We start from the raw sequence: 23,819 nt of genomic DNA, 5'->3' as shown, positions 1-23,819 counted from the left end.
TGTCATCTGGATTCAGCAGGCTGCTCCTGGCGGGACAGGCTGTAAACATAGGCAGCCAGAATGTGAACCCGGTCATTGCCTTGCAGTGCTTGCTGAGCAGGCATCTGGCCCTGGCGGCCATCACGTATGGTCTGCTGCAACTGAGCGTAGCTGGAACCGTAGATAAACGCGTTGGGGTGGGTCAGATCCGGTGCGCCGAGAATCGGCATTCCCTTGCCCTCTGGACCATGACAGGCCACGCACAGGCTGGTGAAGGTCTTCTGTCCGGCCACCGGGTCAGCCTTGGCATCCTCCGGTAGTGCGCGCGCGTCCAGCTGCGTCAGCACGTAGGCCGCCACATCGCGAACACCCTGTTCGCCGAGCACGCCGCCCAGGGCTGGCATCACGCCCATACGGCCTGCAAGAATGGAGGTCTTGATCGACTGGGCATCGCCGCCCCAGCGCCAGTCGGCATCGGTCAGGTTGGGAAAGCCATAGGCGCCTTTCGCGTCAGAGCCGTGGCAGACCGAGCAGTTGGACGCGAACAGACGTGCACCGATTTTCAACGCCTGCGGGTCTTTGGCCACTTCCTCGACGGGCATGGCCGCGTACCTGGCAAACAGCGGCCCATAACGGGCCTCGGCGTTTGCGACTTCCCGCTCCCATTCATGGACACTGGTCCAGCCTTGCTGGCCGTCGGAGAATTGCGTCTTGCTGTCCTGGTCCCGGTATTCATAACCGGGCAGCAACCCCTGCCAGTTGCCCAGCCCCGGGTACAGGAGCAGATAGCCCAGTGCAAAGACGATGGTCGCCAGGAACAGATAGAACCACCATCTGGGCAGCGGGTTGTCGTATTCCTCGATACCGTCGAACGTATGGCCGACGGTTTCATCCGTCGGTTCGTCGGGCTGACCTTTGCGTGTGGACAGCAGCAGCCAGAGCATGGCGATGATGGTGCCCAGGGTCAGGACCGCGATGTACAGGCTCCAGAACGTACTCATGACCGGCCTTCCCGTTCAGCCCTGGCAGTTTCGACCTTGCCGATGGCCTCGGGGTCATCCGCGAAAGGCAGCAGGGTCGCGTCGTCGAAGTCTGCCTTGCGGGCAGGGCTGAACACCCACAGCATCAGGCCGATGAACGCCACCATCACGACCAGTGTGCCAAGGCCTCGAATCATTCCGATGTCCATCATGATCACCGTTTGCTCTTGATGAGCGTGCCAAGGCCTTGCAGATAGGCCACCAGCGCGTCCATTTCGGTCTTGCCCTGCACCGCAGCCGCTGCACCGGCGATATCCGCGTCGGTGTACGGGGTGCCGAGGGTGCGCAGCACCTGCAGCTTTTTCGCAGTCTGCGTGCTGTCGATGGTCTTCTCGGCCAGAAACGGGTAGGCCGGCATGATCGAGGTCGGGACCAGGTCGCGCGGGTTGTTCAGGTGTACCCGGTGCCACTCGTCCGAGTAGCGACCGCCGATCCTCGCCAGGTCCGGCCCGGTGCGTTTGGAGCCCCACAGGAAGGGGTGGTCCCAGACGCTTTCGCCCGCCACCGAGTAATGCCCGTAGCGCTCGGTTTCGGCGCGCAACGGGCGGATCATCTGCGAGTGGCAACCGACGCAGCCGTTGGCGATGAACACATCACGGCCTTCCACCTCAAGCGCGCTGCGCGGCTTCATGCCCTCGACAGGCTGGTTGGTGACGTCCTGAAAGAACAGCGGGACGATCTGCGTCAGCCCGCCGATGCTCACGGCAATCACCATGAAGAAGGCCAGCAGGCCGATGTTTTTTTCCAGCGCATCATGCTTCATCAATGCGCTCCCGCGACGGCGATACGGGTGGCTGATTCGGCTGCCTGCGGGTCCGAGGCACGTATCGTACGCACCACGTTGTAGGCCATCAGCAACATGCCGCTGGTGAAAATCGCGCCGCCGATGGCCCGCACGATATAGCCCAGGTGGCTGGCCTGCATGGTTTCTATGAAGGAGTAGGTCAGCGTGCCGTCGTCGTTCACTGCGCGCCACATCAGGCCCTGGGTGATGCCATTGACCCACATCGAGGTGATGTACAGCACGGTGCCGACGGTCGCGAGCCAGAAGTGCGTGTTGATCAGGCTGACGCTATACATATGCGGGCGGGCATAGAGTTTCGGAATCATGTGGTAGACCGACCCGATGGTGATCATCGCGACCCAGCCCAGTGCCCCGGCGTGGACATGGCCGATGGTCCAGTCCGTGTAGTGCGAAAGCGAGTTGACGGTCTTGATTGCCATCATCGGACCTTCGAAGGTCGACATGCCATAGAACGCCAGCGAGACCACCAGAAAGCGCAGTACCGAATCGGTCCGCAACTTATGCCACGCGCCTGACAGCGTCATCATGCCGTTGATCATCCCGCCCCAGCTGGGGACCAGCAGAATGATCGACATCACCATGCCCAGCGACTGCGCCCAGTCTGGCAGGGCGGTGTAGTGCAGATGGTGAGGACCGGCCCAGATATACAGGGTGATCAATGCCCAGAAGTGCACGATGGACAAACGATAGGAGTAGACCGGGCGCTCGGCCTGCTTGGGCACGAAGTAATACATCATGCCGAGAAAACCGGTAGTCAGGAAAAAACCGACGGCATTGTGTCCGTACCACCACTGGATCATGGCGTCGGTGGCGCCGGCATACGCCGAATAGGATTTGAACAGGCTGACCGGCAACGAGATATGGTTGACGATGTGCAGCATGCCGGTCACCACGATGAACGCGCCGTAGAACCAGTTGGCGACATAGATATGCCGGGTCCGGCGTTTGACGATGGTGCCGAAAAACACCGCAGCGTAGGCGGCCCAGACAATGGCCAGCAGAATCGCCACCGGCCATTCGAGCTCGGCATATTCCTTGGTGGTGGTGTAGCCCATCGGCAGCGTGACGATGGCGCCGACGATCACGGCCTGCCAGCCCCAGAAGGTGAAGGCCGCCAGACCATCGGAAATCAGCCGCGTCTGGCAAGTGCGTTGCACTACGTAATAGGAGGTGGCGAACAGCGCGCAGCCGCCGAAAGCGAAGATCACCAGATTGGTGTGCAGCGGGCGCAGGCGCCCGAAGGTGGTCCATTCAAGTTCCAGGTTCAGCCCTGGCCAGACCAGCTGCGAAGCAATGAACACGCCCAGGCTCATGCCGACCACACCCCAGACCACGGTCATGATGGCAAACTGGCGCACCACGATGTAGTTGTAGGTTGTCGGACTGATTGTTGTGCTCATTGCAGACTTCCACGATTCAGAGGGTTACCGCAGACGTAATCGGGCCAGGGCGATGCAGCGCTGGAAATGGCATCGAAGCACACCGAAAAGGCAGGGGCAGGAACAGACAGGCACATCAAAGAGTGTCAAAGGGTTGCGGCAGACGCGTTTCGCGAGTTTAGCTTTGAAACAGGGGTGTGGGAAGTCGTAGCAAGGCGCAGAGGGCAGCGCTATGTGTGAGTGGGTATTCCGCACCCCGTTGCAGGGTGCGGAGTTCACGCATCGCCGCTGGACTGGAACACAGCGGTGGCGACCTTCGCGTACAGAAGAGTTGATCAGGACTCGCGCAAAGACCGTCACGTCTATTCAGTCGGCAGTGACACCTGTCATTGCCCCGCAAATTGGCCTGAGCAGGCATATGACTCTGGTGACCGACTCAGCGGTGTTGTTGCAGTTGTGCGAGGCCAGTGCCGTCAATGAAACCGCCCGGGGTGTCAGGTTTGGGGCGCTCATCGCCTCGGTACTTTACCTTTTGCACCTTGACAGAGTACTCGGGCAGACCTGAATGGTGGCTGTCCGACGGGACGAGGCATGCCGATGCGCCTCGCGCTCGCGATTCGTGCAGGATTCGCAACCCTGTTCGCCGCTATAGTAGCGGGCCACTCGGCGACTCACCTGAATGAGGCAACCATGAGCAACGGCTTGAAGCCTGTTATCGCTACGAATCAATGGCTGCACCTGATCAGTGACAGAGGCTGGCTATGGACGCCCGCTCGGCCTGCGGATGCGCTGGAAGCGCCGACCTTGCTGCTGGCGCACGGTGCAGGCGCACCGATGGACAGCGACTTCATGAACCGCATGGCGGCTGATCTGGCGGCGCAAGGTATCAGCGTCCTGCGCTTCGAGTTTCCCTATATGGCGCAGCGGCGTCAGGGCGGCAGCAAGCGTCCACCCAATCCACAGGCGCAACTGCTGGAATGCTGGAGAGAAGTGTTCGCCTGCGCGCGTGCTCACATCTCTGGACGTCTGGCGGTCGGCGGCAAATCGATGGGCGGGCGGATGGCCAGCCTGATCGCCGATGAGCTTGAGGTCGATGCGCTGGTGTGTCTGGGGTATCCGTTCTACGCCGTGGGCAAGCCTGAAAAACCACGCGTGGCTCATCTGGCCGAACTGAAGACACCCACGCTGATCGTGCAGGGCGAACGCGACGCGCTGGGTAATCGCGAAGCGGTGGAGGGCTATGCATTGTCGAGTGCCATCCGGCTGCACTGGTTGCCGACTGCCAATCATGACCTCAAACCATTGAAGGTCGCGGGCATCAGCCATGAGCAATGCCTGGCTGAATCCGCGAGAGAGATTGCCGGGTTCCTGCGCACCTGAGTCACCGGCAATACAGGTCGAAAGCGCCGTCGGTCACATCCAGGTTGATTGATGACATATTGAAACTGAATAAGCCTCTTATCCGCAGTGTGCAGGGACTGCCTTCAAGCAGAACCAGCCGGCCGCCCTGGAAATGCGCCGAGTGGTAGACGGTGTTCTTCCGGTGCAGCGTTTCGTTGTAGATCACCTTGATCTGCTCATGATCGATCAGGTCGTGGTCGCCGGGCTCAAGATCGCGATCCAGAAACAAGCCGAGGGTGGCTCGCCTGTTGCCCACCTTGCCGTCGGCGATAACCTGCCATATCCATTGAGCAGGGGCCCGTTCCAGTTCCGATCGCAGGGTCAGTCTGCCTGTCAGAGAGGAGGTCTTGAAGGGCTGCGTGTTGATGCTGGCGGCAAAACGGCCTTCATGGACAGCAGTGTGAACGCAACGCTGGGGTGAGGGAGGCGGACGATGCATGGACTGAACCTGAGAAGATCCTGAAAACGGCGACAGGGCGTTACACCTTTAGCGCAACGCCCTGCCGGATGATCAACGGGTTTCAGCAATCGATCATCTGATGCCTACGCCAAGGCTGGAGTTGTGGCTCTTCAGTTTGAAGTTGCCGCCAGTGACCATGTTTTTCACGTAATACCAGTTCCATCCGCCGATGCCGGCGCTTGAGACAGTCGACGACCAATAGTTGCCGTTGCCCATCGGCCAGCGATTGCCATACAGGGCGTGGATATCCACCAGCTCGTGAATGGTTGGAATCCTCGCGCCGTTGTTGCCCGCGTTTTTGCTGATCTGAGAAAAGCTGCCGCTGCCCAGGCCGATGCAATGGATGACGCCGGTGACGGTGACCGTGTACTGCTTGCTCGCGCCCAGCGCATCGGTCGCAGTAATGATGGCCGTGCCTTTGCCTCGAACCGAGGTCAGGCCGTTGCTGTCCACTTTCGCGACCAGCGGGTCGCTCGAGGTGTACTGATAGGGGGCCTGTCCGCCACTGGCCTGACGCTGAACGGTGGTGTCGGCCGGGAAGTTCGGCAGCAGGTCCGGCGAGCCCGGAAGCAGATACACCTTGCCAGCCAGCGTGACCGGCGAAGTGTCCAGCACCAGCGCGGGCTGCGCCGCCAGAATCTGCAGGGCCAGCGTGCCGGATACCTGCACCAGACCGTTGACGCGATTGACGACATAGGAAATCGCCACCGTCTGCCCGGCGTTTGCCGTCACCAGCGCCGCAGCAAACACTACCTCCAGCGTCTTGCCCGCGTCTGCGCCGGTCAGGGTCTTTTCCCGGGTGTCATTGCCGTTGGGCCCTTGCCACTGTGTGATCACCTGGTCGCCGGCTTGCAGGTTGGCGGTGGCGTCGATCACCACGGTTGCGCCGGATGAAGCGTTGGCCGGGTCGAGCGTGGTGCCGGTGGCTTCTTTTAGGGTGGGGGTGGGGAGGGGCAGTGCCGCGCTCTCACGGATAGTAATTGCCAATCTCTGCGATTCAGCAATTCTGTCTTCGTGTTGTACCGTATACCAGACCTGCACCAGCCTGTTTAAATTGGCATCTACGTACCGTTTGGGAATGCGGAATACGGTTTCCCTGTTGACGGTTCCGGAATTAACAACGGTGTAGGTGCCATAGGTACCCTCTGCGTCAACGCCTTCCCAGTGAATGGTGACTTTATCTCCCTCAGCCATTGCGCGATAAGGCGACACGCGAACAATGGCTTCGAGTGGTACATCGGCCGGGTCGAGAATGCCGTCCGCACTCAGCTTATCTACAACAGGAGCTTCCAGCGGAGTGCTGTTATCTACGTCCACGAGCAACCGTAGTATGGGCGATTTGAAGAACGCTCTCGCGTAGGTGGTTACGGTGTAGTAAACCTCAAGTGAACCGCCTGCCAATGCACTCACCTTTTCATCCGGGATCAAATACTCGATGCCCTTGCCGATATCATCAGCATTCAGGTTTTTAACCTCCTGATGCATGACCGTCTCACCGTTGGCAGCCTTGCCAATCCATACCAGGTTGATGTCGTGGCCGTCCGCCATAAAGTAATAAGGCGGCACCTGAGTGATCACATTGTGGCTATCAGGGTTCAAAATTCCATTGGTGACGCCTTGGACATGTGGCAATGACAGTTGCTGCGGTTGACCGAGTACTGCGAGAGTCAGACTCTTTGAACGCAATGCCTCGCCAGTGCCTTTGATCACTGTGTATTTCAAACGTGCCCGGCCCTGTGCGATGGGATGGAACTGTTCATTGGGGATGAGAAACTCCACGAAGCTGCCAGGTATCTGAACCACTTTTGATGCGGTGAAGGACTCCAGCTGAATGCCTTCTGCAGTGTTACGCTCCATCACGAAGTTTATGATGTCACCGGTGGCGATACTGGCATGTGACAGCACGAGCGCTTGAACATCTGCGCCGGCCAGCTTATCGAGATCAAGCTCCATGTTGGGCGCCTGTGGGGCGATAGGGGCCTGCAGGCTGGAGTTGCCAGCCTCGACTGCAACATAGGCTGGGAAAGAGAAGCGTGACCAGTTATTGACGATATCCCTGACATCGTACCGGACAACAATATTTTCCGAGTCCCCTGCTTCGATAATAATCTGCTTGTCGATACTCACAGTGACCGGTTTACCAAGCTGGTCTGCTGTCAGAGGAGGGTGTTCGACTCTGATGCCGTGCCAATAGATGAAAATCGAATCCCCTGCAGCCATATTTTCGTAAGCGTCGAGGGTAACGCTTACCCCCTCAGGTGAGGTGATCACGCCAGACGGGTTGACGGTCGGGATGTCGAGCTTTTCATTTTCGTAGGGTGTGGCTGGGTCGGGATCCCGACCACCGGGGATTTCCAGTTTGACGACTATTTTGTTAACAGGCGAATGTTCCTGGATATTGGAGGGGAACGGTGTATAGAGATAGTTGACATCAGTAAGGCCTGACTGGACCCAGCGGGTATCCACATACAATGAAAAAAAGCCATTGGTGTTCGGTGAGTCTGAAGAGTGTGTGTAGGTATCAATAACCTCATTGTGTGTGCCCCAGAACAGGTCGATCCGATCTTTTGGCTTGAGGTTGATAGGGCCGATCAGTATTTCTATCGGCTTGGCCGGATCTGCTACGTCAACATCGCCAATGCCTTGAGGGTTATAGCTCAAGGGCAGTGGGACAGGCAGTGCAGGTAAGGTCTGTATTGTATTCATCGATGTTCTCTTTTTCTTGTTTAAAGATAAATGGCGAAGTTTAGGCGAGGTCAAATTCTGCAGAGTCCACCGACACGCATATCGACGTAGGCGCTGGCGCGTTTCGAGTTACCTTGGCCCATACTGCTTCTTACCTGGAAGCTGATCTCGGCATGCCCGTAACAGTGCTGGTTCAATACAGTGCGGGGCACCAGAATATTAACGCCGTTCTGGACTTCTTCCTGAGTGAGGGCCGGTGACGTGACTGACCATTCGAATTTTTTATCATCGCCCACCAGCTCGTTGTAGGCTTCATAGGTGAAGACAATGACGTGTCCTGGGGCCATATTTAAATAGGGTTGGATAAAAATGGGGGCGCCTTGCGCACTGTTTTCAAAAGTGAGCGTGCCGTTGGCAGACAGCGACATAAATTGCGGCGCTTCTGGTCCGTCCGGGCCACCCGGTAATTCATTTTTTGAACGCACGATCAAGCCCTGCTCTGATGACGTGGAGAGATTGGGATTACCCTCGGTTTTGACGGTGTAATAAACTCTGATGTCGTTACCTGTGCCCACGGCGGTGAACTTACTGTTCAGTGCAGTGAGCAACAGCGTACGGCCGGCGACGACGTCGCTGTTGGTGAGCGTGTAGGGTTGTTCCAATACTTCTTGGCCGCCCCAAAAGACCGTCAAGATCTGATTGGCCTTAAAGAGAGGGTTCCAGTTAATCAAGACGGTGGCGTCAAGTTCAAAGTCGTTCTCATCAATAAAGTTGTCTTCGTTGCTGGGCGTGCTGCTGCTACCTTTGATCGTCGGTTTGTCGAGAACGCCGGGTACGGGCAGCTCGATGTTGACAAGCACCTCAAGAGGGTCTGAAGTACCGGTAATCTGTCCATTTCTAATGACGTAATACTTGATATCGCGCAGACCACTCTGAGCCTGTTCAATGATCAGATACGGGACATCAAAAAACAGAATGAAAGGTTCGTCGAGGTCCTCCACGGCAATAGAAGCAGGCCCTAACTCTTCAGAACCCCAGTGCAGGAGAATCTGATCGCCTTCCATCAAAAAAGACGAGAAAGGAATTTTCACCTCGACGCTGGCCATGGCCTCTGCGTAATCAATCACGCCGTCGTTATTATCGATAACCGGAGCAGGCAGTCCTGGTGTCACGTCGGTCAGAAACAGAGGGATGGTAATCTTCTGAGACTCGGCAGACGTGTTTCCGGCCCGGTCTGTCACCGTGTAATAGGTTGCGCCTGCAGGGCTGCCGAGAGCAGTAAGAAACTCTTGGGTAAACAGGATTTCGATCGCTTGACTTTCATCTTCCAGGCCGTTCAGTTCAAGCTCTGGACCGGGCACGTTTCCCCAATAGGTTTTGATAACGTCGCCGCGATTCAGTCCCGAATACCCGAAAATGCTACCGGTCAATACACCGCCCATGGACTGAAGCTCTTCAAGTGTCAGACCATCTTTGGCCCCGGCTGGAAAATCCATATAACCCAGTTGATGGGCGCCCGGAGCGGTGCGGTCGACAATAATCGTTTTGATTTGGGACGATTGCTCGGTACCACTGGGATAACCGATCGTCAAGTAGTCAAGTTTGTACGCGCCATCGTCTTTCAGTTCGGTGTCGACGGGGATGGTCAAGCGTAGTAACGTTCCGACCGGTGGAAGAGGTACCAGTTGACCTGCTAAACCAACTTTATCGCCATTCAATTGCAACTGGTAAGAGTCTTGAAGCCTGGCACCTTCCCAGACCGGAAATTCGACGATGATGTCATTGACAAGGTCGGCAGTTTTTATAAGTCCGTCCGCTTCATCGGCGACAGGAACAAACGGTGGTATGAGCGTCAGTTCTTGATTGGGGCTGCGTGTGTAAAAATTGTTTTTTTGACGCATGTCGAAATTCCTCTATTTGATTTTTATTGACGAGCAGGAGTGTCCTGACGCCGTCAGTCGATAACGATAATTCCAAGGGCGCTTGGCCGTCAGAGAGAAGTTCTTGGCTTCATCTGGATTTTTAAGTAATAGACTTTTTGAGCAGCTGTCAATGCTCTTTAGGTAAATATTTTTATTGGGATAGGCTAGCTGTCCAATCCGGTGAGCTTAATGTTTTGTGGGAAAGGTACTACTAAAATTTCGGAATTGGATTACTTGTTTGTTAGTGGAAATTAATTGTATCCGCTAGCGTTGCAGCCACAATAAAACTCCTATGAATGTTGAGGGTTTCTTATTGTGGCTGAGTGTTTTATTGGGAAGTGTGGGCTTTACAGGGCAGGGCTGGGCGCTATTGCGTGCCTCGCATCGACTCACGTGATGGCTGACTCTCCGCTTAGGGAGATTGTCAGCGACCGGACAGAGTATGTGGATGCGGCCAGCGCATTTCATAATTACTCTGTATACGGTACTGGATACCTTCATTCCGATGGGGCTGCGATCAAACGTATCTCTTCTTATGGCGGAAGGACCGAATTAACGGGCAATACCCTGGTCAAGGATGGAATGTTGTCTGACGGCGACGCTCGAGTTTCAGTTAAAGACTCCACCATCCTCAGCGATAGCACGATAGCGCTCGTGGTGCAGGGCAACTCGAACATGACACTTGAACACAGTGTCGTTGAGGGAAAAGGGGGCGGCATCACCGTTGCCGAGGACGCCTTCGCCCTGATCAGCAATACACAGGTCAGCTCGCTGCAGGGTGAAGTTGGTAGACACACTGGCTGGGGCGTTGGCATTTTTGGCGCTCGCGCTGACATCACTTCCCGAAGCTACATAAAAGGCTTGTCTCACGGGGTATGGTTCACTCATCCACGCCTCACAGTGGGTGATGGAACGCAGTTCAATTACGGTCAACTGAGCATCGACAACTCTACCGTCGAAGGGCTGACAGGAGCCGCCATAAGGGTGGAAGGGCGTGAGGGTATAAGCCACCTTGCGGATATTGAGATCAAGAACAACACCCTCCTGCTGTCCGGCAATGGCATGCTTCTTGAGGTTCTGAACCAGAGCACCGCCAACTTCAACGTCGACAACAGCACCCTCAATGGCAACCTTGTCGCCGATGACACCAGCACCCTGAACATCACGCTGCAAAACGGCGCGCAATTGAACGGCGACATCGTCAATGGCAACCGTCTGGCGATTACCTCGGGCAGTCACTGGCAGATGCAGGGCGACAATGCCGTCAGGTCGCTTTCCCTGCAGGGTGGCAGGGTTTCGTTTGCTGGCGAAGGGTTTCATACCCTTTCGCTGAATGAGTTGTCAGGCGCTGGCACGTTCGGCTTGCGCGTGGATCTGGACAACGGCGTCGGAGACCTCATCGACGTCAACGGCCAGGCCAGTGGGCAGTTCGGCTTGCGCGTGCGCAATACGGGGGTGGAGGTTGTGTCTGCCGACATGGCACCGCTCAAGGTGGTGCATACCGAAGGTGGCGACGCGCAATTCAGCCTGCTGGGCGGGCGGGTTGACCTGGGGGCCTATTCGTATTTGCTGGAGCAGCAGGGCAATGACTGGTTCATCGTCGGTAAAGACAAGGTCATAAGCCCTTCGACCCAGAGCGCGCTTGCCCTTTACAGCGCGGCACCTGCGATCTGGATGAGTGAGCTCTCTACCTTGCGTTCGCGCATGGGTGAGGTTCGTGCAAGCGGCAGGGCGGGCGGCTGGATGCGTGCCTATGGCAACAGGCTGAATGCCACGACCAGTGACGGTGTCGACTACCGGCAGAAACAAAGTGGCCTGTCGCTGGGTGCCGATGCGCCCGTCGAGGTCAGCAATGGCCAACTGGTGGTCGGTGTGCTGGGAGGGTACAGCACCTCCGGTATCGATTTGAGCCGTGGCACTACGGGTAAAGTCGACAGCTACTATGCAGGCGCCTATGCCACCTGGCTGTCGGACGATGGCTACTACGTTGACGGCGTGCTCAAACTCAACCGCTTTCGCAACAAGGCAGATGTTGCCATGAGCGATGCAAGCAAGGCCAAGGGTGACTACACCAACAACGGGATAGGGGGCTGGGTAGAGTTCGGCCGCCACATCAAACTGGCGGACGATTACTTTCTCGAACCGTTCGCTCAGTTGTCCAGTGTCGTCGTTCAGGGGCAGGAGCTGCGCCTGGACAACGGCATGAAAGCGAAGAACGACCAGACCCAATCGGTATTGGGCAAGGTGGGCACCTCGCTGGGCCGCAGTGTTGCGCTCAAGGATGGCGGAGTATTGCAGCCTTATGTACGTGTCGCCATTGCACAGGAGTTTTCGCGCCGCAACGAGGTGAAAGCCAACGATGTGAAATTCGATAACAGCCTGTTCGGTTCGCGCGGCGAACTGGGAGCCGGGGTATCGGTGTCGCTGTCCGAGCGTCTGAAACTGCACGCGGACTTCGATTACATGAAAGGTCGGCATATCGAGCAACCCTGGGGAGCGAATGTGGGGCTGCGCCTGGCATTCTGATTCTTGAGGCCAGTGCCTGAGCAACACCAGAGCCCCCGGTAGTGATCACCGGGGGCTTTTCAGTTATTGATCGGTAAACCTGCGTTTGCGTTGTCTCTGTCGGGAGGTGACAGGCACCGCGTAGTTGACGTTTACCCGCAGCACTGGCGATGTGCCGATCCGTCGATGATCACGATAAAGTTCGTAATACAGGTCAACCAGACCGTACTGAACATAGGGCGTGAAAGTGTAGGAAATACACAGCACACGTATCACGCTGTTTTCGCCCACCCGATGGAAAAGCGTGGTCGATGACAGGTTTTTTCCCCAATAAAAACGGATTTCGTCACCCCAGCACATTTTGACTGACCCTGGGATATGAATGGTAATGCCCGCATGTGCCTGTTCGTGACTGATGGAATCAGGATCGATGTCAGGCAGCACAGGTGCTTTCAGCGTGTCGGAAATATCGGATGGAAGATGGAGGGGGCTCGCGTGTCGGTAGAGGCTCTGGTGGGGTGGGGCTTCTTGAACAGTGCTCGCGCTGTCGGGATTGTTTTGTTCTTTTTGGGTGCGCGCCGCTACATCCGTGGATTGTTCTTTATCCATCGTAAACTCTTTTATTGACATTAAGTTGAGTTGTTATGTGCGTGCCGGCAGTTGTCGGCAACGGAAATATTACAAGGCACATAAGTGTTCAGGTCAAGCGTCTGCGGATGTCAAAGCCAAGCCAGGGTTGTGTGAGGTTGTGCAGTTACATTTGGTATCATGTTCGTAGTGAATTATCGCTCGTTAGTGTCGGAGATGCTGTAAATAAAGGGTGTGGCTTGATGTGGGTGTTTTTCCAGGGGTTTTTATGCGTGAAATACCTGTAGGACATTAACTACAGATAAGTCTTACAAAAGGTAAAAAAGTAAGTTTTGACTAAATTCCCACTCCTGCGTAGGAATATTCACTCAACTTTATCATTAGGGTCTCGCACGCGTTAGCGTACGAGGCCGTCAAGGTTATGGGCAGAAATGTAGGCTGCTGTGCTTAAAACTGCATTGACAGGGTCACAGAGTGCGAGAGCAGTGAAACGTTGCCCGCACGGTCGATGACCTGATAGTTGATGGTAGCGTGTTGGCTGTCCAGACCAAGCAGGAATGCTTTGCTGAAAACGATCTGCATGGGAACGGTGGCAAGGTTTTCAGGCTCCACCACATGAACTGGGCCTTCTCTGTTATTGCAGAAGGTCTGGATGCAATCGCCGGCCTGCATGTCGGCGTAGCCGGGGAGCATGCCTTTCAGCGCTTCGCCGAAATTGACCTGATGGAAGATGATAGGCGCAAGCAGTGCTGCGCCTGGGGCGGTGCGGTCGATAATCAAGGAGGTAGACGGTGAATCCATTACAGTTTGGTTGATATTGTTCGTGGCCATACAGCGCAAGGTGTATGAACGCTCTTCTCTCAAGTACTTTTTGTCCAGCTCCAAGTGAACTACTTCGCCAGGCTTGTTATCGTGAGTCAGGATTTTTCGTTCCCCTACCAAATGACCGTCCAGGTTCAGTTGGATGTCATAGCCCGGACGCATCTCGCTCCAAAGAACAACCTCAACGCCTACCGGCCGGTTCAGGCTGTCAACTGGCATCATTCCATCAATAGGGCTGGCTGCTGGAACACGTGGTGCGGAAAATTTATAGTACTGGGTGGAATCTTTCATTTTTTCTCTCCAATTAAAAAGCCAAACGCCACATGGCGTAGCTCTAAAGTTCTTACTCGGGTGATAGTCGGTGGTTGCAGGGGTAATAGATAACTACCGCATCACCTGAATTTCAACTAATCGGAGTATGCGTTCGCTGTCAATGGTCAGAACTACTGCATTGCTGTCATTGAAGATGCTAAGGAAATATCCTACACATTCTTCAGATGGCTTCTTAAGTTTTGTCAGATTTGAAGAGAGCGCTAACAGGGCACACTGTTAACACTCATAAAAAAGCCCCGACCAACCGAAGTTCGTCGAGGCTTGGTAAACAGCTTCAGGCCTTAGCGATTAAACCGCTCTACCAGCGAATACTGTGAGTTGGCCGTGTCGGTCAGTTCGCCACTCAATACGGCAGAGCGACGCGCTTCGTCAGAGGTCTGGTCTGCCAGGCTGGCGATGGTGGCGATGTTGCGATTGATTTCCTCGGCCACGGCGCTTTGCTCTTCCGTGGCGGTGGCGATTTGCGTGGTCATGTCGGTGATATTGGCGACAGCCTCGCTGATGCCCACCAGCGCCTGATCTGCCTCCAGTACCCGGGCAACGCCTTCTTCGGCCTGACGGCGACCGGTGTCCATGGTGTGTACCGCGTCGGTTGCGGTCTGCTGCAGTTTGGCGATCAGGCCATGAATCTGCCCGGTGGACTCGGCGGTGCGTTGTGCCAGCTGGCGTACTTCATCTGCCACGACGGCAAAGCCGCGACCCATCTCACCGGCGCGCGCCGCTTCGATCGCGGCGTTGAGGGCCAGCAGGTTGGTCTGGTCGGCGATGCCTTTGATCACATCGACCACGCCGCCGATTTCATCGCTGTCCTTGGCCAGGCGGGTCACGGTCAGGCCGGTTTCACCCACCGAGGTGGACAGGCGCTGAATGGCTTCGCGGGTTTCACCGGCGATATCGCGCCCGCGACGCGTCAGTTCGTTGGCCTGCTGGGTGGCATCAGCGGCACGGTTAACGTGGCTGGCGACTTCCTGCGTGGTGGCGGCCATCTGGTTGATGGCGGCGGCAACCTGCTCGGTTTCCACACGCTGACGTTCCAGCCCGATCGAACTGGCATTGGCCAGCGAGTTGGACTGGCGGGCCTGACTGTTCAGGTGTTCGGCCGTGTCCTGCAAACGCGTCAGGCAGGTTTTCATGCGCGCTTCCTGGCTGAGGATCGACATTTCCAGGCGCGCTTGCGGGCCACGGCTGTCGGTGTACATCTGCGCGATCAACGGGTCGGAAGTGGTTTGTTCGGCCAGGCGCAACAAGCGTTTGGTGCCACGCTGCTGCCAGGAGAGCCCCAGCAGGCCCAGCGGTACCGACAATGCCGCAGCCAGTGCAAACCCCCAGTGTGAATTGAGCCACACGCCGATCAGAAAGCTCAGCTGGCTGACCAGAATGAACGGCAACCAGTCCTGAAGTACCGGCAGCCACTTGTCGCGGCCTGGTACCGCGCTCTTGCCCTTGTTGAGCCGGGTATAAAGCGCCTCGGCACGGCGGACCTGTTCGGCGGTCGGCTTGATGCGCACCGACTCGAAACCCACTACCTGGCGGTTTTCCAGCACCGGCGTCACGTAGGCATTGACCCAATAATGATCGCCGTTCTTGCAGCGGTTCTTGACGATGCCCATCCACGGCTGCCCGGACTTGAGCGTGGTCCACATGTGCTCGAATACCGCAGGCGGTACATCCGGATGACGCACGGTGTTGTGCGCCGCACCCAGCAATTCAGCCTCGCTGTAACCACTGATGTCGACGAAGGCATCATTGCAATAGGTGATGGTGCCTCGGGTGTCGGTGGTGGAAATCAGTCGTTGTTCGGCAGGAAATGTCCGCTCATGTTGAGTGATGGGTTGGTTGTTGCGCATGGGATTTCGATCCTTCGATCCGGAAGACTATGGCGTGGTTATCGGCGGGCACGTCGATAAATTGAGCGGCGTGCGACAAGTGACTGGAGAGTCAGCCCTGTCGGGCCAGCATGGGGTAGGTGAACAGCCCGAAATGCACGAGGTTCAGGCCCAGGTGACTGATGACGGCGGCCTGCAGCCCGCCGAAACGAAATGCGAGGCCGTACCCCACGCCAGCCATGCCCGCCAATGCCACCCACTGCGGGCCGGCACCTGCGTGCGCAAGTCCGAACAGGCCGGCAGCGAGGGTGATTGATAATGCCGTCGCATACCTTGAGCCCTTGAACAGGCGCAGCAGGCCGCCTTGCAGATAAGCGCGGAAAAACAGCTCTTCGGTCAGGGTCACCAGCAACAGGTTGTTGAGCAGCCATATCAGGCCCTGGGCAGGCCATTTAGGTGTCCAGCCGACGACGTTTAACATGACCGCGGCAGTCATGCAGAACGCCGACGTCACAATCAGCGCCAGAACCCCGGTTTGCAGTGAATGGGCAACGTCGACTTTCGGCAGAATCCAGGGGCAGGCCACTATCAGCCAGAAGCCGATCAGCGGCTTGTCCAGACTCAGGTCCATGGAGAACAGCGCGGCATCGGCACTGAATCGCGTTGCTTCGATGACGTTGGCGTTATTGAAGCCGGGCGCCAGGTGAAAGGCCAGCGCCAGACCGGTCACGATGAACAATCCGTGGCCACACAGGCGGATGGAGGAATAAGAGGATCGCGCCACGCACAACCAGGCAATGAACAATGCGCCAAAGCTTAGCGCCGCCGAAGGGTCAAGGTTGCCGTGAAACAACGCCAGCGCGTAGCCGCTGCTCAGCAGGCAGAAAGTCAGCCAGTGCCTTGTGGTCATGAGTAAGTCCTGCCTTGAGAACGGGGAATTCTATCCGGCGTTCAGCAGGGCAGGGGCGAGATTATAGAAATTTTCATGCTGGGGCCTGACCCTGAAGCAGGGTGCAGGCCCCATTCAGAGGTGATCAGGACGCGATCAGCTGGCGCAGCACGTAATGCAGAATGCCGCCCGACTTGAAGTACTCCACTTCGTTAAGCGTATCGATGCGGCACAGCACGTCGACGGTTTCCCTGCTGCCGTCTTCGCGTTCGATATGCAGGGTCAGGCTCATGCCCGGCTGCACGTCTGCGTTGGTCAGCCCGGTGATCTTCAGCGTCTCCTTGCCGGTCAGGCCGAGGGTCTTGCGCGTCTGGCCGTTCTTGAACTGCAAGGGCAGCACACCCATGCCCACCAGGTTCGAGCGGTGAATGCGCTCGAAGCTTTCGGCGATGACCGCCTTGACGCCCAGCAGGTTGGTACCTTTTGCAGCCCAGTCACGGCTGGAACCCGTGCCGTATTCCAGACCGGCAATGATCACCAGTGGCGTGCGTTCTGTCTGATAACGCATGGCCGCGTCGTAGATCGCCAGCTTCTCGCCGGAGGGCACATGCACCGTGTTGCCACCTTCTTCGCCGCCGAGCATTTCGTTACGGATGCGGATATTGGCAAAGGTCCCGCGCATCATCACTTCATGGTTGCCACGGCGCGAGCCGTACGAGTTGAAGTCCTGATACTTGACGCCTTTCTCCTGAAGGTAGCGCCCGGCAGGGCTGTCGGCCTTGATATTACCGGCAGGGGAGATGTGGTCGGTAGTCACCGAGTCGCCCAGCAGGGCCAGGATGCGCGCGTTTTCCACGTCTTCGATAACCGGCAGCGGACCGTCGATGCCGTCGAAGAATGGCGGGTGCTGAATGTAGGTGGAATCGTCCTGCCAGACGTAGGTGGCAGCTTGCGGCACCTCGATGGCTTGCCATTGTTCGTCGCCGGCAAACACTTCGGCGTATTCCTTGTGGAACATGCCGGTGTTGACGCTGGCCACGGCGTCGGCGATTTCCTGCTGACTCGGCCAGATATCACGCAGGTAAACCGGCTTGCCGTCAGCACCTTCGCCCAGCGGTTCGCTGCTGATGTCGATGCGCACCGAGCCTGCGAGTGCATAGGCAACTACCAGGGGGGGCGATGCCAGCCAGTTGGTCTTGACCAGCGGATGGACGCGGCCCTCGAAGTTACGGTTGCCCGACAGCACGGACGCAACGGTCAGGTCGGACTGCTGAATGGCTTTCTCGATAGGCTCCAGCAGCGGACCGGAGTTACCGATGCAGGTGGTGCAGCCGTAACCGACCAGATCGAAGCCCAGGGCGTCGAGGTATTGGGTCAGACCTGCTGCGTTGTAATAATCGGTCACCACCTTGGAACCGGGAGCCAGCGAGCTTTTCACCCACGGCTTGCGCTTCAGGCCTTTCTCGACGGCTTTTTTCGCGACCAGCCCGGCTGCCATCATGACGCTGGGGTTGGAGGTGTTGGTGCAGGACGTGATCGCCGCGATCACCACGGCGCCGTCTTTCAGATGATAGGTCTGGCCGTTGTATTCATATTGGCTTTCGCCACTGACCTGGGCCTCGTTGCCAACCGCGACACCGCCGCCGCCTTCACTCTCCAGGCGACCTTCATCGACCTTGGCAGGCTTGACCTGCAGACCGAGAAAATCGCTGAAGGCCTTGGACACATTTGGCAGTGCTACACGATCCTGAGGGCGCTTGGGGCCAGCAAGGCTGGCTTCGACCGTACTCATGTCCAGTTCCAGGCTGTCGGTGAACACCGGTTCCTGGCCTGCCAGGCGCCACAGCCCCTGAGCCTTGCAATACGCTTCGACCAGCTTGACGGTTTCGTCGGGGCGACCTGACAGACGCAGGTAGTCCAGCGTTACATCATCGACCGGGAAGAAACCACAGGTCGCGCCATACTCGGGCGCCATGTTGGCAATGGTCGCGCGGTCGGCCAACGGCAAGTCAGCCAGGCCGTCGCCGTAGAACTCGACAAACTTGCCGACCACCCCTTTCTTGCGCAGCATCTGGGTGACGGTGAGCACCAGGTCGGTGGCGGTGATGCCTTCCTTCAGTTTGCCGGTCAGCCGGAAACCGATGACTTCCGGGATCAGCATCGACACCGGCTGGCCGAGCATCGCCGCTTCGGCTTCGATACCGCCCACGCCCCAGCCCAGCACGCCCAGGCCATTGATCATCGTGGTATGCGAGTCGGTACCGACCAGCGTGTCGGGGAACGCGTAGGTGCGGCCATCCTCTTCCTTGGTCCATACCGTGCGCCCCAGGTATTCGAGGTTCACCTGATGGCAAATGCCGGTGCCGGGCGGCACCACGCTGAAATTATCGAAAGCACTCTGGCCCCAGCGCAGGAACGCGTAGCGCTCACCGTTACGCTGCATCTCGATATCGACGTTCTCGCCGAAGGCTTCGGCGTTGCCAAACTTGTCGACCATCACCGAGTGGTCAATCACCAGGTCCACCGGGGAAAGGGGATTGATCCGCTGCGGATCGCCGCCGGCCTTGGCTACGGCTGCGCGCATTGCGGCCAGATCGACCACCGCCGGTACACCGGTGAAGTCCTGCATCAGGACGCGCGCAGGGCGGTATTGAATTTCCCGGTCTGAACGACGCTCGGTCAGCCAGTCGGCGAGGGCCTTGAGGTCGTTGCCGGTTACCGTCTTGTTGTCTTCCCAGCGCAGCAGGTTTTCCAGCAGCACCTTGAGTGACATGGGCAGCTTGTCCAGATCGCCCAGCGATCGGGCGGCTTCCGGCAGGCTGAAGTAGTGGTAGGTCTTGTTATCGATTTCGAGGGTTTTCAGGCTTTTCAGGCTATCGAGGGAGGGCATGAATGTCTCCTTTGAGGAATGTTCTCCGAACATCGGTTCACGGGCTCCATGTGCATCAGGTCGGGAGCGCCGCATCAGGCTTCAAGTTGTGTGGACTGTTCGGCCGCACCAGTGGTTCCTGGATTGGGCTATCATGCGCGGCTTTCAAGTCTGCGGGGTTACGCCCGAGTGCCCACTGCCCAGGAGTAACCCATGAATACACTGTTTATGCACTGCCGACCCGGTTTTGAGGGCGAAGTCTGCTCGGAAATAGCCGATCACGCCGCGCGCCTGGACGTGGCCGGGTATGCCAAGGCCCGTCCCGACACGGCTTGCGCCGAATTCATCTGCACCGAGGCGGATGGCGCCGAACGGTTGATGAACGGTCAGCGCTTCGACAAGCTGATATTTCCCCGGCAGTGGGCGCGGGGGCTGTTTCTCGAGTTGCCGGAAACCGATCGCATCAGCGTGATTCTCGCGCAGCTGGCGGCGTTCCCGATTTGCGGCAGTCTGTGGCTGGAGGTCGTGGATACCAACGACGGCAAGGAGCTGTCGAATTTCTGCAAGAAGTTCGAGGCGCCGCTGCGCAAGGCCCTGACTCAGGCAGGCAAACTGGTGGATGATCCGCGCAAGCCGCGTCTGCTGCTGACCTTCAAGAGTGGTCGCGAGGTGTTTCTCGGTCTGGCCGATGCGGACAACTCCGCCATGTGGCCGATGGGCATCCCGCGCCTCAAGTTTCCCCGCGAAGCGCCAAGCCGCTCGACCCTGAAGCTTGAAGAGGCCTGGCACCACTTCATTCCCAGAGACCAGTGGGACGAGCGCCTTTCCGGCGACATGACCAGCGTGGACCTGGGTGCCGCGCCGGGCGGCTGGACGTATCAACTGGTGCGCCGCGGCATGCTGGTGACCGCCATCGATAACGGGCCGATGGCGGAAAGCCTGATGGACACCGGGCTGGTGCAGCATCTGATGGCGGACGGTTTTACCTACAAGCCTCGACAGCCTGTGGACTGGATGGTCTGCGACATCGTCGAAAAGCCTGCGCGCAACGCGGCGCTGCTGGAAACCTGGCTGGGCGAAGGCCTGTGCCGCGAAGCGGTGGTCAACCTCAAGTTGCCTATGAAACAGCGCTACGCTGAAGTGCGCCGACTGCTCGACCGTATCGAAGAGGGCTTTCAGGCGCGAGGGGTGCGGGTGTCCATCGGCTGCAAACAGCTCTACCACGACCGCGAAGAAGTCACCTGCCACCTGCGCAGGCTGGACGTGGCCAAAGCGGCGAGAAAGTGATTCCTTACTCTCGTTTCGCACGCTCCAGTGACTATCGTGCCAATGCTCCGTGCAGGCATGGAGTTCTTGGTGCTCCGCGTCACAAATCGTCGATGCGAAACAATGTTATGCCTTACACGCAGTCGCGGCTACCGCAGTGCTTTTCAACCGCGATGGCACTGACGACGCAGAGTGCGACGTTAGTGACGGCTGAGTCCTGGCGCTGATCCGGGGGTAGCCTGGCAGGACGCCAGGCTAGCCGCACCGCGCCATGGATGGCGCGTTGCGGCGACCCCCGGATCAGTGACAGGGCGAAGGAACCCGACGAAGTCGGGCCGGAAACAGAAGCGAAGGACTTTGCTCACTTTGGTCCCTCAAAGTGAGTCGCCGAGGGGCGAAAAGGTGACCTGAGTCGAACCTCAATCCACCTGATATCGCAGAACCGCTGTGTGACGCGGAGCGTCACGAAAGGCATTACCACGCGGAGCGTGGGAACGATAGTCACAATCGGCAAGAATCAGTGCGTAGCACAAACGCCACTCAGGCAAACCCTACAATAGCCTTGGTCTCCAGATACTCTTCGAACCCCTGCACACCGTACTCGCGACCGTTGCCCGAGCGCTTGTAGCCGCCAAACGGGGCCATCGGATTCCAGGCTGGGTAGTTCAGGTGCACCTGCCCGGCACGAATGCGCGAAGCCACTGCGCGCGCCTGCTCGAGGTCCTGCCCCTGTACATGCGCGCCCAGGCCATAGACCGTATCGTTGGCAATTGCGATGGCCTCCTCGACCGTGTCGTAGGCAATCAGACACAGCACCGGGCCGAAAATTTCTTCCCGGGCAATACGCATCGACGAGTCCACTTCGGAAAACACCGTAGGCCGGGTATAGAAGCCTCGCTCATGGCCCTGTACTCGTCCCGGCCCGCCGCAGATCAGCTTCGCGCCTTCACTCAGCCCGGCATCGATCATCGCCTGGACACGCTGAAACTGCGCCTCGTTGGCGATCGGACCGAGTACCGTTTCCTCCGACTGCGGATCACCCACAACAATTGCTGCGGCTGTTTCGGCGGCCAGCGCCTCGACTTCCGCCAGTCGGTTCCGGGGCACGATCATTCGCGTCGGCGCGCTGCACGACTGACCCACATTGCGGAACGCGGCCATCACGCCGGGCGGCACGGCTTTGGCGAAGTCGGCGTCGGGCAGCAGGATATTCGGTGATTTGCCGCCCAGTTCCTGAGTCACTCGTTTGACCGTCGGTGCGGCGGCCTGCGCCACCAATGCGCCTGCCCGGTTGGAACCGGTGATCGAGATCATGTCGATATCAGGGTGGGCCGCCATCGCGCCGCCGACCTCGGGGCCGCTGCCATTGACCAGGTTGAACACGCCGGGCGGCAGACCCGCGTCATGCACCAGTTGCGCGAACAGCAGGGCGCTCAGGGGTGACAGTTCGCTGGGCTTGAGCACCACGGTGCAGCCGGCCGCGATGGCCGGGGCGACCTTGGCGGTGATTTGATACAGCGGCCAGTTCCACGGCGTGATCAGCCCGCACACACCGATGGGCTCGCGTTCGATCGCCGTGCTGCCTTCGACGGTGTGGAAGCGGTAAGTCGCCAGCAGGTCACGTGCGACACGCACGTGTTCTGCGGCCAGCGGCACCTGCATGGCCCGCGCCGAACTGATGGATGCGCCCATCTCCAGCGAGATCGCCTGCGCCAGTTGTTCCTTGCGCTCGAGAATCAGCTCGTGGATCCGGCCGATGACCTGGGCGCGGGCGTGTGGCGAGGTGCCGGACCAGCCGGCAAAGGCTGCCCGCGCTGCTGCGACCGCACGGTCGACATCGGCGGCCGAGCCACTGGCGACATGCGCCACCACTTCTTCGGTCGCTGGGTTGATCACCGCGATACTGACCGGGTCGAGCGGGGCGGACCAACGACCATCGATATACAGTTTCAGCGCGGTGTCCGGATCAACGTGATGGCTGTTCAAGGACTGTGAGGTCATCCAGCGGGCTCCCTGGAGCGATAATGGTCAAGGCCGGGCCGTTTGCTGTCGGGCCGTTCGATACCCATAAGCTAACAAAGCAGTCTGGATAAAAAGCGCCGATCTGCCGGGTTGCAAAGAATAATCTGCTGTATGCAACCCGCTAACATGGCGGACCTGTTTCGGCCGTTTATCCGCGCTGTTTTCAGCCGATCGCCTGAGTCACCAGCGCGAATTGCTGCACATCCGGGTTCGCGGCAGGCGGCGTCCCGAGCACCATGCGCGGTGCCCTGTCGACACACGGCAGACTCAGGCTTTCAAGCCACGCCGCCAGCCCGCAGTCGGCCAGAATGTCGAAGCGCACGAACAGGCCGGGTATCTGTTGCAGCAGGTGTTCAATCAATCGCTGTGCCTGATTTACATCACCGGCAACCACCGGGCCGATGATATGACCGCGGCCGAAGCGACGCAGCAGGGCGATGCCTTGCAACTGGCCTGCGTGTTCAATGCCGACCGCCTGTTCTGCATCGTGCAACAGATCAGTCAACACGGCAGTGCGATCCAGGCCGCTGCCCGCGTTGGCCAGGCGGATCAGTTCTGCGTGGTCGGTCGCGCCCAGCGTACGTATCGGCACGTCGTCTTTCGCTGGCGCCAGCCCTGACAGGTCGGCAACGCCCTGATGCTGCTGGATGCGTGCGAAGTCAACGAAACCCAGGCTCTGGTAAAGCGGCGCGCCCAGTTCTGTGGCGTTGAGGATCGGCGTGCGCGGTGCTGTTGCGTCGAGACACAGCCTCATCAAGTGGCGACCGATGCCTTTGCCCTGATGATCATCGCGGACGATCACCAGCCCGATCGAGGACCAGTCGCCCTGATGGCAGGTAAATGCCACACCAACCAGCTGGCCATCATGCTCGGCGACAAAACCCTCGGAAGTACGTTGCACCATTGCCCAGTCCTGTTCGCGGTGTGGCCACTTGAGGCTCACTGAAAGGGCATGGGCTGCCGGGATATCCGCCGCAGTCACCGGGCGATACTGGTAGTGAGCGTCTGGGGTTGCAGGCATGGCGCCT

At 58.3% G+C, this 23,819-nt stretch carries 17 protein-coding genes; 3 read left to right on the top strand and 14 right to left on the bottom strand.

All coding sequences use genetic code 11. The features are described 5' to 3' along the window. Positions 1-2: 2 nt before the first annotated feature. From ccoP to ccoN, 4 genes are read right to left on the bottom strand one after another with little or no spacing between them, the layout of a single operon-like run. Complete coding sequence (gene ccoP, locus KBY02_RS24630; protein WP_024642994.1) at positions 3-980, bottom strand: cytochrome-c oxidase, cbb3-type subunit III; 978 nt, start codon at positions 978-980, stop codon at positions 3-5. Further along, complete coding sequence (locus KBY02_RS24625) at positions 977-1,168, bottom strand: CcoQ/FixQ family Cbb3-type cytochrome c oxidase assembly chaperone (RefSeq protein ID WP_004408120.1); 192 nt, start codon at positions 1,166-1,168, stop codon at positions 977-979. The genes ccoP and KBY02_RS24625 overlap by 4 nt, the downstream gene beginning before the upstream one ends. 5 nt (positions 1,169-1,173) lie before the next feature. Next, on the bottom strand, positions 1,174-1,782 hold the full coding sequence (gene ccoO / locus KBY02_RS24620) for a cytochrome-c oxidase, cbb3-type subunit II (protein ID WP_004408121.1): 609 nt from the start codon (positions 1,780-1,782) through the stop codon (positions 1,174-1,176). After that, entirely contained in the window at positions 1,782-3,224 is a 1,443-nt protein-coding gene (gene ccoN, locus KBY02_RS24615) for a cytochrome-c oxidase, cbb3-type subunit I (RefSeq protein ID WP_032656964.1), read from the bottom strand. Before ccoN ends, ccoO begins: the two co-directional genes overlap by 1 nt. Before the next feature lie 669 nt (positions 3,225-3,893). Here ccoN and KBY02_RS24610 point away from each other — a divergent pair. Beyond that, positions 3,894-4,583, top strand: a complete 690-nt coding sequence (locus KBY02_RS24610; RefSeq protein ID WP_032656962.1) for an alpha/beta family hydrolase — start codon at positions 3,894-3,896, stop codon at positions 4,581-4,583. A gap of 1 nt (position 4,584) precedes the next feature. On the opposite strand, the gene KBY02_RS24605 is transcribed toward KBY02_RS24610, so the two are convergent. The 3 genes from KBY02_RS24605 to KBY02_RS24595 all read right to left on the bottom strand — a co-directional run bounded on the left by KBY02_RS24605 (position 4,585) and on the right by KBY02_RS24595 (position 9,650). Next, entirely contained in the window at positions 4,585-5,043 is a 459-nt protein-coding gene (locus KBY02_RS24605; RefSeq protein WP_024640086.1) for a hypothetical protein, read from the bottom strand. Between the two features lie 93 nt (positions 5,044-5,136). After that, complete coding sequence (locus tag KBY02_RS24600; RefSeq protein WP_225650832.1) at positions 5,137-7,770, bottom strand: hypothetical protein; 2,634 nt, start codon at positions 7,768-7,770, stop codon at positions 5,137-5,139. A gap of 50 nt (positions 7,771-7,820) precedes the next feature. Then, the gene (locus KBY02_RS24595; RefSeq protein WP_024660956.1) at positions 7,821-9,650 is read right to left on the bottom strand and encodes a hypothetical protein; all 1,830 of its coding nucleotides are present in this window, start codon (positions 9,648-9,650) and stop codon (positions 7,821-7,823) included. 603 nt (positions 9,651-10,253) lie between these two features. Between KBY02_RS24595 and KBY02_RS24590 the strand changes: the two genes are divergently transcribed. After that, positions 10,254-12,197: an autotransporter outer membrane beta-barrel domain-containing protein gene (locus KBY02_RS24590; RefSeq protein WP_046722277.1), complete on the top strand. Its 1,944-nt coding sequence runs from the start codon at positions 10,254-10,256 to the stop codon at positions 12,195-12,197. Positions 12,198-12,260: 63 nt separating this feature from the next. Here the strand turns inward: KBY02_RS24590 and KBY02_RS24585 are convergent, their stop codons facing one another. From KBY02_RS24585 to acnA, 5 genes are all read right to left on the bottom strand, one after another. After that, positions 12,261-12,785 (bottom strand): hypothetical protein, encoded by a 525-nt coding sequence (locus tag KBY02_RS24585; protein WP_024640083.1) that lies wholly within the window; start codon positions 12,783-12,785, stop codon positions 12,261-12,263. A 426-nt stretch (positions 12,786-13,211) separates the two neighbouring features. After that, on the bottom strand, positions 13,212-13,877 hold the full coding sequence (locus KBY02_RS24580) for a hypothetical protein (RefSeq protein WP_024652080.1): 666 nt from the start codon (positions 13,875-13,877) through the stop codon (positions 13,212-13,214). Between the two features lie 323 nt (positions 13,878-14,200). After that, positions 14,201-15,766 (bottom strand): PAS domain-containing methyl-accepting chemotaxis protein, encoded by a 1,566-nt coding sequence (locus KBY02_RS24575; protein WP_011268416.1) that lies wholly within the window; start codon positions 15,764-15,766, stop codon positions 14,201-14,203. A 91-nt stretch (positions 15,767-15,857) separates the two neighbouring features. Continuing rightward, a complete protein-coding gene (locus tag KBY02_RS24570) occupies positions 15,858-16,655 on the bottom strand; it encodes a CPBP family intramembrane glutamic endopeptidase (RefSeq protein ID WP_004408145.1) in 798 nt (265 codons plus the stop codon). A gap of 124 nt (positions 16,656-16,779) precedes the next feature. Continuing rightward, entirely contained in the window at positions 16,780-19,524 is a 2,745-nt protein-coding gene (gene acnA, locus KBY02_RS24565; protein WP_024652082.1) for an aconitate hydratase AcnA, read from the bottom strand. Between the two features lie 192 nt (positions 19,525-19,716). Between acnA and rlmM the strand changes: the two genes are divergently transcribed. After that, positions 19,717-20,790, top strand: coding sequence for a 23S rRNA (cytidine(2498)-2'-O)-methyltransferase RlmM (gene rlmM / locus KBY02_RS24560; RefSeq protein ID WP_011268413.1), 1,074 nt, complete (start codon positions 19,717-19,719; stop codon positions 20,788-20,790). A gap of 519 nt (positions 20,791-21,309) precedes the next feature. On the opposite strand, the gene KBY02_RS24555 is transcribed toward rlmM, so the two are convergent. Together KBY02_RS24555 and KBY02_RS24550 are read right to left on the bottom strand one after the other, a co-directional pair. Further along, positions 21,310-22,770 (bottom strand): aldehyde dehydrogenase family protein, encoded by a 1,461-nt coding sequence (locus KBY02_RS24555; RefSeq protein ID WP_104652597.1) that lies wholly within the window; start codon positions 22,768-22,770, stop codon positions 21,310-21,312. Positions 22,771-22,954: 184 nt separating this feature from the next. Further along, on the bottom strand, positions 22,955-23,812 hold the full coding sequence (locus KBY02_RS24550) for a GNAT family N-acetyltransferase (protein WP_011268411.1): 858 nt from the start codon (positions 23,810-23,812) through the stop codon (positions 22,955-22,957). Positions 23,813-23,819: the final 7 nt, after the last annotated feature.

Origin of the sequence: Pseudomonas sp. P129 (assembly GCF_020312195.1) — a bacterium.
GTDB classification, from domain to species: Bacteria; Pseudomonadota; Gammaproteobacteria; order Pseudomonadales; family Pseudomonadaceae; genus Aquipseudomonas; species Aquipseudomonas fragariae.
This window is presented reverse-complemented; position numbering and strand designations above follow the sequence as displayed.